Annotated in this window: 12 protein-coding genes and 1 pseudogene; 3 read left to right on the forward strand and 10 right to left on the reverse strand. The window is 38.2% G+C overall.

Translation table 11 applies throughout. The annotated features are described in order from the left end of the window. The first annotated feature begins 45 nt into the window (after positions 1-45). Positions 46-249 (forward strand): sigma-70 RNA polymerase sigma factor region 4 domain-containing protein, encoded by a 204-nt coding sequence (locus tag EPH95_RS04005; protein ID WP_160141601.1) that lies wholly within the window; start codon positions 46-48, stop codon positions 247-249. A 179-nt stretch (positions 250-428) separates the two neighbouring features. Here the strand turns inward: EPH95_RS04005 and EPH95_RS04010 are convergent, their stop codons facing one another. After that, on the reverse strand, positions 429-1112 hold the full coding sequence (locus EPH95_RS04010; RefSeq protein ID WP_142087576.1) for a dCTP deaminase domain-containing protein: 684 nt from the start codon (positions 1110-1112) through the stop codon (positions 429-431). Positions 1113-1303: 191 nt separating this feature from the next. On the opposite strand from EPH95_RS04010, the gene EPH95_RS18645 reads away from it, so the two are divergent. Further along, positions 1304-1714, forward strand: coding sequence for a hypothetical protein (locus tag EPH95_RS18645; protein WP_160141602.1), 411 nt, complete (start codon positions 1304-1306; stop codon positions 1712-1714). A 124-nt stretch (positions 1715-1838) separates the two neighbouring features. Then, positions 1839-2696, forward strand: coding sequence for a sce7726 family protein (locus tag EPH95_RS04015; RefSeq protein ID WP_160141603.1), 858 nt, complete (start codon positions 1839-1841; stop codon positions 2694-2696). Here the strand turns inward: EPH95_RS04015 and EPH95_RS04020 are convergent. From EPH95_RS04020 to EPH95_RS04060, 9 genes and pseudogenes are all read right to left on the reverse strand, one after another. Beyond that, complete coding sequence (locus EPH95_RS04020; protein WP_160141604.1) at positions 2672-3709, reverse strand: beta family protein; 1038 nt, start codon at positions 3707-3709, stop codon at positions 2672-2674. The two genes, EPH95_RS04015 and EPH95_RS04020, sit on opposite strands and share 25 nt — an antisense overlap. Positions 3710-4529: 820 nt before the next feature. Further along, positions 4530-6299: a UvrD-helicase domain-containing protein gene (locus EPH95_RS04025; RefSeq protein ID WP_142087580.1), complete on the reverse strand. Its 1770-nt coding sequence runs from the start codon at positions 6297-6299 to the stop codon at positions 4530-4532. After that, positions 6299-6805, reverse strand: a complete 507-nt coding sequence (locus tag EPH95_RS04030; protein WP_227004039.1) for a hypothetical protein — start codon at positions 6803-6805, stop codon at positions 6299-6301. The genes EPH95_RS04025 and EPH95_RS04030 overlap by 1 nt, the downstream gene beginning before the upstream one ends. Before the next feature lie 180 nt (positions 6806-6985). Further along, a pseudogene (gene tnpC, locus EPH95_RS04035) lies at positions 6986-8568 on the reverse strand (IS66 family transposase). Between the two features lie 62 nt (positions 8569-8630). After that, positions 8631-8984 (reverse strand): IS66 family insertion sequence element accessory protein TnpB, encoded by a 354-nt coding sequence (tnpB, locus tag EPH95_RS04040; protein WP_142087553.1) that lies wholly within the window; start codon positions 8982-8984, stop codon positions 8631-8633. Beyond that, positions 8978-9328, reverse strand: coding sequence for an IS66 family insertion sequence element accessory protein TnpA (gene tnpA, locus EPH95_RS04045; protein WP_227003902.1), 351 nt, complete (start codon positions 9326-9328; stop codon positions 8978-8980). Before tnpA ends, tnpB begins: the two co-directional genes overlap by 7 nt. 47 nt (positions 9329-9375) lie before the next feature. Further along, the gene (locus EPH95_RS04050; RefSeq protein WP_227004040.1) at positions 9376-10737 is read right to left on the reverse strand and encodes an ATP-dependent nuclease; all 1362 of its coding nucleotides are present in this window, start codon (positions 10735-10737) and stop codon (positions 9376-9378) included. Positions 10738-10833: 96 nt separating this feature from the next. Next, positions 10834-11481, reverse strand: coding sequence for an acetyltransferase (locus tag EPH95_RS04055; protein WP_160141605.1), 648 nt, complete (start codon positions 11479-11481; stop codon positions 10834-10836). After that, positions 11456-12100: a sugar transferase gene (locus EPH95_RS04060; protein WP_142087583.1), complete on the reverse strand. Its 645-nt coding sequence runs from the start codon at positions 12098-12100 to the stop codon at positions 11456-11458. Before EPH95_RS04060 ends, EPH95_RS04055 begins: the two co-directional genes overlap by 26 nt. Between the last annotated feature and the right edge of the window lie 12 nt (positions 12101-12112).

Consider the following 12112-nt stretch of genomic DNA (forward strand, 5'->3'; position numbering starts at 1 on the left):
ACGGCATTCCTTCAGTTCAAATGATCAGAACCTGTGGAAATGGCTATGTCAGAATCCTGGATGTCAGATGTAGACACCTTAGCCCCTTACTTGCACATGTTATCTGACCGTGAACAACGTTGGGTCATCGAGCACGCCGTGCACGATCAGCCCCCGCACATGATCGCGGCCAAGTACAACGTTTCAGTTGAAACAGTGAAAGGCTGGCGGAAAGGAGCACTAGCAAAACTTAAAAAATATGTAAAATAATTAGGAAGGGAGCACTGCAGCAATGTCTCTGCAGGCTTCTATACGAAAACAACAATGTTCCTTTGGGTAACATATGCTCAGGGGTTATTAGTGTTGATTTGATAAACAGAAATATTTACTCATAGGAGACAATAAGATCATATAACTCATCTATATTATCTAGAGTATGAACACATCATTTAAAAAACTCTAGCAGCAAGCAACCCTAATATAAAAGCTATAAAAACTGAGATTAAAGGATGTTTTGAAATTAAATTCATTCGTTTTAATGATAGTGGCTTCTCATTATAGAGTTCCTCATAATCAGGATCTTTTTTTGCTTTGTTTAACAAAGACCTATAAGATTGCTTTTGTAATTCTTTAAGTTCTTTTTGCTCTTTTTGATCTTCAAAATCCTTAATTAGATCATATCTCAGTGAATTGCTCTCTTTGGAGCCTTTAGTAGCAGGTTTCTTCAGATAATACAATATTAAAGAAACAAAGCTTTCTCCTACCTCAATATATTTTTTTTCATCGCTATGGTTCGTTACTGATATTAGTGGATACCCAAACCACTCTGGATCTAAAGTGGTCGCATAAGTAGCCAGTCCTTTCGTCACAAAAGAGACTCTAGAATGGAAGGTACCCGCTATTTTATGTGATATTGCTATTGACTCCTCAGTTAATATACATACTGTTTTTCCCGGTGGGATTTGAATCGTATCTTTATTTTTACATGTTGCCGATTTCTTATTAGAAATGTTCCAAGCAAATTTACTTGCAGTTAAGTTGATTGTACTCCCTTTTATATGATTCATATTTAGAGGGTGAATTATTAAATTGTTCTTGAGAATCTCTTTTCTTATATCTTTATTACTCAGCATTTATATGCTAGCCCCTTACAATTAAACCATCAATTCAACAGCAGCTTATTGTTTACATATCAACCTCTTATGACTCACAGCATCCAGCGCTTTAATAACATCCAGATGTGTAACCATCTCCATCAGGGTCTACTTTTAAGGCTGTAAGCCAGCGGTTGGATTTCGTTAAAATTCCGGCATAAACTCAACGCTTGATTGATCGCTCACTGTATCGCGATATCGTTGGAAAACGCGATGGTCTTGTTCATCCCGTTGATCAACCACTTCCAACTGATCACCCCAACACCGACGACGATGTTGCTCAACCGGTAGTTGTAGCCGGTTCACGGGCTGGGGTGGTCAGAAAACGAGAACGGCCCAGTGCCTCCAGATCGTTGGAGACGAGAGCACCTCCGCCGGAGGTAGTAATAATTTTATCTCCGTTAAAAGAAAAACATCAAAACCTTCGAACGCGACGCTTTTCTGCCCTTTTAAATTCGCTTCCTAAAGATTCCACGGAACCTTTGATCACCGGCACACCATATCCGGAAGATGCCCATCACCACATCCATGTGCTCACTTACTTAAGTACAAATGGACTTCACTACCTTCTTCTGTCATGATACAATAATAAGGTGTCCTTTTCTTCTTTCAAAATAAGGTCACCCCATTCCATACATTAAAAGATAGTTGAGCTTTGATTGTGAATATAATATCCAGTGGAGGAGATGGATGATGATTAATTATATGGAGATATTAGAAGAAAAATTGACACAGGATGAACTTTATTCATTAGCACAAATTTTATATTCAAACTATGATACCTTTATGCAAGATGTGAATGTATGGAATAATATTAAAAAATTCACTCCTCAAAATGTATATAAATACATAGAACCTTTCAAAACAAACCTCACAGGACATGAAATAGTTAATAATTTAGTAATGAAGTACTACCCTTGCGAGCAAACTTTAAAGTACAACCTTGCAAGCAAATACTTAAATCGCAACAACGAAATCACCGCATTTGAAATTAATGTCGGAGAGAGCCGACTTGACATCGGCCGAATCAACGGTCATTCATATGCTTACGAGATAAAAACTGAACTAGATTCTCTTGATAAATTAAATAAACAAATCAATGATTATGCAAAAGTATTTGAGTATATATACGTAATCATTCATCCAAAGCACCTAGCAAAAGTAAAACAACTAGTTCCTGATTTTTGCGGAATTATTACATATAGTTTTACTGATTTCGAGTGTAAATTTGGTTTTAGAAAAAAAGCCCACAAAAGCCCTCTAATTGATAAGGAGCTACAGTTACTTAACCTAAATACAAAAGAATTAGAGTGGATGATAAGAAAGATGAAGTTGGGTAGTGTCCCGAACAACAGAATTAACAGACACATTCTAATATCAGAAAATATTAAGCCTCCCAAAATTAACTCTTATTTTAAAAAAACCTTAAAGATGAGATACTATAAGCAATGGGCTTTTATTTGTAAAAATTTCTCATTAATAAAACCGATTGATGTTCAATCTTTCTTTAAATCGAAAGCTAATCCGCACTGGATTTATTATAAAAACTCCTCTAGAGTATAGAGATAATGAGCCATTGTATATCCTTTCCATTCCGATTGGGCATTTCCAGATCTTTGGTTTTCGCTTATTTCAATAATAGAGCGGCAACCATAACAATTTTCTTTATGATTTTTGGAGAGAGTTTTCCAAACTTTAGAATCCATTATTTCTGGAACAAGTAGACTTGTAAATGTTGCTGGGCGGTTAAATTCACCTTTAAAACCATAAAACAAATTGTACTCCCCCGAAAATAGAAAATACCCAGGGCTTATACGCCCTCCTTCAGTAATATCATCTTTTTTCACACCAGCATAATCCCCAAAAGCATCGTATCCGAAGTGAGTATAATCTTTAAGAAGACTATTATCTATTGAACCTACAACTTCATTATTCGTTAAACCTGTATATGTCAATTCCTTTGGTACTGCAGATCTTATTATTATTGATGTAGCATCTTTAGTACTCGCTAGTTTAACAAGGGATTCGTGAAATCTCTTATTTTGAGTATTGTGATTTCCTTCACCAACATCAAAAAACAGAAAATCCTGTTTTTGCAATAAATCCTTTATACTAGTAAAGGCTTCTTGGAAATATGTTGGGTATATTCGAAATCCTAATCGGCCATACCTCTCTCTCAGGGAGAATTCAAGCTGCTTAAGACTTGTTTCATTGAATGGTATGGCAGGATCATAAGAAATTACCGGTATAAAACGATCTTCACCAACCAATCTATCATCAAGATAATAACCAATCCTTTGATTCACATCACTTTTCATTCGATTTATGAAATCTATAGTACTTTCTTTGGTATTTCTCTTCACACTCAGATATATTGGGATATCAATAAAAATTTGCTCCATTCCATCAGTTTCATTAATTAAATGTTGGATTGAATCTTCTTTACTATTAGAACGGGGTTTTTCTGAGACCATTTCAATTAAAGGAACCATCTTATTGCTCATATTGACAGATTTTAACGCCTTTCTCTCTTGTTCACGAAAACGTAATACAGGAACATACGTAAAATCTTCCAACCTCATACCCCTTTTCGAGATCATAATTAGTACTACAGCGAAACATGTAAATTTTCTTCTGAACAGCACTCAACATCTCACTGATCTTATGCCTTTTTAGAGCATTGTAAAGCTAGCATATACTTTGTTCAGCGATATCTTTCGCTGTAGTATTAGGGTTTGCTGAACAACTGCATACAAACTGATGATGTTTCACACAGTTCTGGTAACTAACTCAGAGCTGCCAAAATCAAACTGTTTAGCGTATGCTCAACCTCTTGATCAAATTCATTTTGGGTCCATATTGATCCGATCAATATCAATGTAGGGTCGAGGTGCAAGGGTTTTGAGCAATGTATGGGTATAACCCTTGCACTTAACGACGGTTATATTGGCGATGGATCCCTATATGGTAACTGTTTCACGGTTTTTCAGCAGCCCCTAATTAATTTAGAATACTATATTTAATTTACCATCAAATAGATTATAATTCAAATTATCTCACAATATAATACTTTTTATTGGTTGTGACCATTAAAAATCACTGACCACCCGTTCAACGGGTGGTTTGAGACTCGACCCTATATTGGTTATTAACAGTCAAGTTGAAAATCAAGCCAATTAGTTGCCATTAAAGGATGAGTTGAATAAAACACTTGTAACACTACACTAAGGTTCAACTTCTTGAATCAATAATTATATCATTTACAATTCTCACCGCAACCTTACAAAGATTCCAACGGTATGCCTTGTATAAGAACCATATACGAATTCGAAACCCCTGAAGAACGAATACCTACTTTCGCCAAAGACCAATTTCATTCCCCTAATTGGAACAGCTTCAGCTCCTGGCATCTACTAGGCTATTTATTTTTTCCTTTTCTTCTATTTCTAATGGCGGAGTTGCAATACATAAAAATTTTTCCGTCCTGCTACATGCAACATATATCAGCCTGGTTTCATCCCCTTCTTCATTAATATCTGGTTCGAGTAACCTCTCAATATTTTCAAGATAAACTAATACCGATTCAAACTCAGCCCCTTTTGACTTATGAATTGTTCTTATTTCACTATTTTTTTCTTCCGGTAACTTGAGATCATCTACGAGAACTTTAACAGACGTTCCTTCACTAAAGGATTTAAACCCACCATTACTAACACCTTTTAATTTTAAATTAAGGTCTAGATAAAATCTTTCAAGCTCCTTATAAAAGTCCAAAACACTTGATTCAAAGTTTTCATTTCGATACGTAATCAAAAACTCCAATAAAGAAACAGATACACTTCTCTTTTGTAATGAAGTTAGATGACCTTCTTTAAATGGTTCCTTAAGTTTATTATTTGAATCAGTCCGGAGTGTTTTAATACACTCTTTAGCTGCAAACTCAATCATACCTTTATGACCATATTCTTGGGCTCGTAGTAGTGATAACAAAAAGCGATACCTACTTGCCGAATCCTTATCCTCTAATTCCTTCCAAGGCTTTATCTGTTGTCCATTTTTTAGTTTTGCAACTGTTGGATTATTTCGTGCTAAAATACAGTAGTCATCTTTTAAATTTAACTCTTTCCTTTTCGCATTGAATGTATTTATAGTTTGTTTTAAATCACTCCCATCACATTCTATAAATGACACATGGTCAACTATGTTTGTCCTTTTACAATTTTGAGTTATTTCGTCACTTCTCAGGTTATTTAATAGATTAACAATTCCCCTACCACTGCGTCTATTGTCATTCATAGTATAGTTATTTTGATTTGGAAGATGAAAATCTAAAAAGGCTTGCCTTGAAGCTCCTTGAAACCTAAATATGGATTGAGCGGGATCGCCAATGACCCCTATTATTGCCCCGCTTTCGGATATCCAGTTGATTATTTTTGTTTGTATTGGATTTGTGTCTTGAAATTCGTCAAGTAACATATACGGAAATCTAGCAACTAATACCTCTCTAAGCAGTGGGTATAATTTTAGCAAACAATAAGAGAAATAAAGTACATCTTCATGATGAATAATACCACTAGACCAACAAAGCTTCTTGTAATTCAGCATATCTTCTTGCCTAATAGAATATTTTCCAATCTGTGGTGAATAAGGTTTTTTAGTCTTTAGTGTTAATTCTTCGTTATCGTCAAAAGTCCAATGTAAATCCTCCAAGCAATTTTTAATTTTCTTGGCTGTCTCTTTACTATTATCAAAATATCTTATATTATATTTTGATTTCCATTGATGGATTAATCCAGAATAAGCTTTATTTTCATCATGACCATCCATCCTGCTAATATCAATTAATGGTTCAGAACCATCATTAAGCAGTAAATAAACATATGGACTTACAAGGTTCTTATATAAAAAGCTGTGTATGGTCGAGGATTCTACGACATTCTCTTTTATTTCAAGCCTTTCTAAAATTTCATTTGCCCCTACGTTAGTATAGGTAATGCAAGCGATTTTTGATGTTGGTCCTATTCGATTTGATTGTCTTAAAATATGTTTTATATTTTGAATTAACCAATATGTTTTTCCTGCACCTGGACCAGCGATGACCTTAAAAGGATTATATACATCTTCTAATAAATAGTCAGACGTTATCTCATGATAAGTAATACTCATTATATTTCACCAGCTCTCTTAGAACAAACCCAGTTGAAAGCGTCAACGATATATTGAGGTATACATATTACTGGACTGTTTTTTTGATTTAGAATATCAGTTAACTCAAAGGCTAATTCACCTTTTTTCCCCTCAGCATATTGCAAAAAACCTGAAGCTACTTTTGCTTTATTTTGATTTTCAGTTGACCAACTTTCATTTATCAATTCCTCAATATCTTCAGGTACTGTACTATTATTCTTGAAAAAACTTGTTTTTGAATTCTCCCATGCCAAATCATATTCCAACGTTTTTCCATACCCAGATTCATTATAAAAAACTTTTACCCTATCGTTCTTATACCCTATTAAATCTATTAAATTATTTAGGTTGTTAGAGGTTATTTTGTATTGGTAATTTTCTTTTGTTCCAATCTCAAACGGCCAACAGGCATTCCAGCCACTACCTTTTCCTTTCGTTATTAGTTCACTCTTTTTTATCGGGTCAGCATCAGTCACACAAGCCACCTTTTTAGTAAGAGCATATTGCTTATATTCTTTCTTTACGTTTGCACCAAAGAGTTTAATAAAGTGTTTAAAAGTAGACGAATCAACCTTTATAAGCGAAACATGTGAACGATCAAGGTCATAATGACGTAAGCGTCAAATAATCCCCACCTAATAACAGGCGGGGATGTCATGTATGCTTTATTTAGATTGATTAGGGACGAAACATTCTTGCGGGAGTGTTTTGGACCATGGCAGAAGTTGAGCCAATTGCGCTTGATCTGTTGTATCCATATTGGGAAGTTCCTCAAACAAATAGCTAAGGTAGTGGAATGGATTCAATCCGTTTTCCTTGGCTGTCTCCACAATACTATAGATCATCGCACTGGATTTTGCTCCCTTTGCGGTGTTGCTAAACAGCCAATTTTTCCTCCCCATCACAAACGGCTTGATGGATCGTTCGGCTCGATTGTTATCGATCTCCAATCGGCCATCCTCTAAAAATGCCTCTAAACGCTCCCATTGGTTACGACAATATTTAATCGCCTTGCCAAGCGCACTTTTTGGTAATACATGTGGCGTTTGTTCTTGAAGCCATGCCAAAAAAGCCTCCAGTACGGGCTGGCTGCGTTCCAAACGCTTTTCATAGCGTTCTTGTGGACTTGCGTCCTTTAAATGGCGTTCAATGTCAAAAAGCTGATTGCAGAAGGCCAAACCTTCTTTCGCTTTCACAGACGTCGTGGCTGCGGATTCAGGCAATGCCTGCAGCGCTTCCGTGAATTTACGACGCGCATGCGCCCAACAGCCGACCAAACGGACATGGGGAAGGCCATTGTATCCTGCGTAACCATCGACATGCAGGTAGCCCTGAAAGCCATCCAGGAATCGGCGGGGATGCTTATTCGCCCGGGTCTGCTGATAATCGTACAGCACCATGGGCACATCGGCTTGTCCGGAGCGAAACAGCCACATATAGGACTTCGATGTTGCCGATCGTTCCGGTTCGGATAACACTTGTAAGGTTGTCTCATCCGCGTGTAAGGCATCCAGCTCTAATAGTTGGGCATGCATTTCGTTGTAAATCAGCTCGAGCCACGTGTTGGCACCGGACATCATCCAATTGGCCAGAGTCTGGCGGGGGATAGATACACCGAAACGTTCCAGGTGTTTCTCTTGCCGATACAAGGGCATGCCTTCCACATATTTCTGGGTCATGGCATGAGCCACGGCGGATGGAGAGGCTAAGCTTCCCGGAAATGCCGGTTCCGGCATCTTCGCTGTCACGATAGGCGTTTCGATGTCATGGCGTTCACAATGGCGGCAGCCATAGACATGGCGGACGTGCTCCACGACTTTCACTTGCGCTGGAATGACCTTTAATTCTTTTCGCACGTCCGTACTCATATCGTGTAGGGCTCCGCCACAACACGAACAGACCTGCTCCTCATCGGATAAATGATAGTCCATCGTTTCCGTCGGCAGGTTTTCGAGCTTTTGTTCGCGTTGGCCACGCTGTTTCTTGCGTTTATATGTAACCGTTTCGACCGTTGATTCTTCAACCGTCGGGGTGGATGTACCTTCGACCTCATTGAAAAGAGAGAGCTGGTCTTCATCGGTCTTCTCACTGGAAGATCCGAATCTGCGTTGTTGGCTTAGGCGAAATTGTTCTTCGTACCATTGGACTTTAGCCTCCAACGCCTCTTTTTCCAGCTCAAGCTTTTCATTTTGCGCTCGATAATATGCAATTGATGGGTTTGATGATTGCGCTGTATGTGCCATACCATAAGTATACGGAAAAGCATCCAACTTGCCCAGTCGAATGCCCGTATTTCTAAATTTCAATGTTCTATAGAATGGTACGCGCTTTGACCTCCCGATGGGCCTGCCTCTGCTCGATGGGCAAACCATCCAGCAGCCACCGAAGTTGGCGCGGACTGATGGTCATGGGTGCCGTTTCTGTTTCCGATGGCCAATGGAATGTGCCATTTTCCAACCTGCGGTAATGGAGCCAAAAGCCGTTGTGCTCCCACTGCAGGATTTTCAACTTGTCACGTTTCCGATTACAAAACACGAACAGACAAGGGGAAAAAGGATCGAGATCAAAGCATTGTTGGACAATAACGGCCAGACCGTCGATCGATTTGCGAAGATCCGTGTTTCCCCGAGCCAGGTACACGCGCTCGAATGATACATTCAACATTGGCTTCGCAACACATGAATGATATCGGATAATAACCCAACATGGGCGCCCGGCCTTACTTCGACGGAGATGGCACCGTAGTGAATAAAGATAGGTTCCGATCCTCCGGAAGGTATAGGATCATCATCGTCGACTTGGACCGTCAGCCATTGGGTTGAATCCGGTTCCGATGATATCTTGTCATCCTTGAATCGCTGGACCCAATAATACATTTGATTGACGTTGATGTCCTGCTCACGACACCATTCGGCCACACGTTGTCCGCTTTCTTTCCAGGCATCATACCGAGCTTTCCACTCGATTCTCTTGTCTTTCAGCGTCATCACATAACCTCCCGCAATCATTTCTAAGGCGATTATGGCACGGATGACTTTTGATTCCTATGTGTATTCTATTTGACGCTTACATAATGACACTTCTCTGCTAATACAGGATATAGCATAAGTTCAGCCATTCCTTCTACTAATAATACAGACTGTGAGAATAGCATGGCAGACTTTGTCGCATCTAAGAACCTTTCTACATATCTTTTTGATTTTTGATCATCTTTTGAGTCAGAAAAAACTCTCGAGGGATATTTCGCTTCAATTTTTGCACTATTGTCAGCTTCCAAACAGATAATAGGATCTAATCCGACCGCAGAAGTTATTTGCGTTGAATGTGTTGTTATAAAAATTTGCCTACTATGCTCCTGATTATCTACTTCATCCTTAAGAAATTTCAAGAAATTGTACTGTAAGGATGGATGCAAGTGAGCTTCTGGTTCTTCTATTAGTAAAATTGGAAATACCTTTGCATTCTCTCCTTGATTTTGCGACGTGATCATTTTAAACTTTGATAAGATTAAAGAGATATAAATAAGATTATTATAGCCCATTCCATTGTTAGATATAGGAATTTCAATATTTGTATGACCCTTTATAATTAAATGAAGAATAGATAATATATCGGCTTCTTCAAGTTTCCCCTTTAGACTTGGTGAACCACCAACAATTGCTCCTGTCTGTCGTGCTAACTTTAGAATTTCATCGGTATCTATTCGACCAATTATATTGCTTACAGCATTTTTAGCGGCAGATTGAAACTCCTCCTTTTTCTGTTGGTTCTGTTCAAGTACTTCTTCATCAGGATCATTTTCGATGGCATGATCTTTAAAGTGTAATAATATTTGTTTTAATAATGAATTTCGACCTGATGCGATTTGACTATCAACGTCTCTAAGAGCATCTAAAGTTTCACAGTGTATTTTATCCAGATATTCCACATCCGCTCTTAGATTATTTTCAGGGTTACCACCAAGCACTCTTGAAACATACATAGGGAGGTACTTTTCTAGGATTTCCCACTTGTTTTTATCATTATGAATTTGTCTGATTTCCTCTTTATATTTTTCAGCGTTTTTCTCTGGCAAAAAAAATCTATATGTGAGTTTAGCTTCCCAAGGGCTGGCCAGCTTGGTTAGCCAACTGGCTACAACTGCCTTGTCATCTTCAGTATTGACATCAGAGGAACGAAGTGTTGCTGTGATTGTTATTTCCGGTGGCTCATTGAAGTCCGAAATGGATTTATTAAAATCATCAATTGACAAAGTGGACCTAGAGCTTCCCCTTTTAAAAATTAATTCTAAAGCCTTAATAACAGTTGTTTTTCCAGCATTATTAGTTCCTATTATTACGTTCATACCTGGATTGAATTCTATTTCCGCCGTCCTAAAGCATCTAAAATTCTCAATATCCAATTTAGAAATAAACATAGTATTCTCCCCTGTCGGCATTAAAATCAGCTTATTAGTAATACATATAGCAAGTAAATACGCGTAAGTGATTGAACCCATAGCTACTACTATGTATTAATTATATTTATAGTATTTCACCGCTTTCGCAGGCACGCCAACAGCTAACGTATCATCAGGAATATGGTCTGTAACAACGCCACCAGCCCCCACGGTGCTCCATCTTCCTACCTCTACCCCAGGAATCGATACACTGCCAATCCCTAAATGAGTGCCTTCTCGCACTTTCGTTCCTCCGGCGATAGCAACTCGCGGGGAAATGTGAACATAATCTTCTATCTGACAATCATGACCTACAGAAGAGGATGTGTTTAGAATAACATGGTCATTAATTTGAGAATGGGGGTTGACGATGGCGCCGGCGATTATAGCAACCCCATTTCCAATCTGGGATGTTGGACTGATCACGGCACTTGGATGAATAACCGTTGCATAACGATAAAGAGGGAGATCTAGTTGATCAACGACGTTTTTCCTAGCACGGTTATCTCCGATTCCTACAATAAATAATAAATCCGGATATAAATCTGCAAGATGATTAGCATCGAAAATCGGGCCCTCAAAAAAATTAGATCCATTATTTACAGTAGAAGTATAATGATCATCCAACACGCCTGTCAGTTGATATTCAGCGCTAAAATGATTAATGATATCCTGAATCACTTTCCCATGACCACCGTTACCTAGAACTACGACTCTTTTCATATGAATCCTCCGAACTGCTTTCACCTGCAGTAGTTGACCCCGTGAATTTTTTAGCTGAGACATACCCTTGTTGATCAATCCCATCTGACTTAAAAACTTTCACTATGGTTAAAAATAAAATCTTCATATCCAGCGAAAAAGATTGATTATCAACATACCACACGTCTAGCTTAAATTTATCTTCCCATGTAATGGCATTTCTTCCATTCACTTGTGCCCAACCTGTTATCCCCGGTTTCACTTCATGACGACGGGATTGTTCAGGTGTGTACAACTCCAGGTATTCCATTAACAATGGCCTGGGTCCTACTAAACTCAAATCACCTTTTACAACATTCAATAACTGTGGAAATTCATCGAGGCTAAGCTTTCGTAAAATTGATCCAAACTTCGTAATACGCTCCTCATTCGGTAATAGACCCCCGTGCTCATCAGTTTTGTTTGTCATTGTACGGAATTTAGACACGTAAAAGGGTTCGCCAAGCAACCCCGGGCGTTTTTGTTTAAATAGTACAGGGGAACCTAATTTTATTTTGATTAGAATAGTTACTATAAGTAATAATGGGCTTAACAATAGTAACCCTATTGAAGCTGCCGCTAGATCGAACATGCGTTTCATGATCTCACCAAT

The sequence above is a fragment of the Salicibibacter halophilus genome, from assembly GCF_006740705.1.
Classification (GTDB): Bacteria; Bacillota; Bacilli; order Bacillales; family Marinococcaceae; genus Salicibibacter; species Salicibibacter halophilus.

Excerpts from the sequence above, each read along its gene's own strand:
- EPH95_RS04005 (WP_160141601.1), top strand. The coding sequence starts at position 46 with ATGTCAGAATCCTGGATGTCAGATGTAGACACCTTAGCCCCTTACTTG.
- EPH95_RS04010 (WP_142087576.1), bottom strand. The coding sequence starts at position 1,112 with ATGCTGAGTAATAAAGATATAAGAAAAGAGATTCTCAAGAACAATTTA.
- EPH95_RS04015 (WP_160141603.1), top strand. The coding sequence starts at position 1,839 with ATGGAGATATTAGAAGAAAAATTGACACAGGATGAACTTTATTCATTA.
- EPH95_RS04025 (WP_142087580.1), bottom strand. The coding sequence starts at position 6,299 with ATGAGTATTACTTATCATGAGATAACGTCTGACTATTTATTAGAAGAT.
- tnpB (WP_142087553.1), bottom strand. The coding sequence starts at position 8,984 with ATGTTGAATGTATCATTCGAGCGCGTGTACCTGGCTCGGGGAAACACG.
- tnpA (WP_227003902.1), bottom strand. The coding sequence starts at position 9,328 with ATGATTGCGGGAGGTTATGTGATGACGCTGAAAGACAAGAGAATCGAG.
- EPH95_RS04050 (WP_227004040.1), bottom strand. The coding sequence starts at position 10,737 with ATGTTTATTTCTAAATTGGATATTGAGAATTTTAGATGCTTTAGGACG.
- EPH95_RS04055 (WP_160141605.1), bottom strand. The coding sequence starts at position 11,481 with ATGAAAAGAGTCGTAGTTCTAGGTAACGGTGGTCATGGGAAAGTGATT.
- EPH95_RS04060 (WP_142087583.1), bottom strand. The coding sequence starts at position 12,100 with ATGAAACGCATGTTCGATCTAGCGGCAGCTTCAATAGGGTTACTATTG.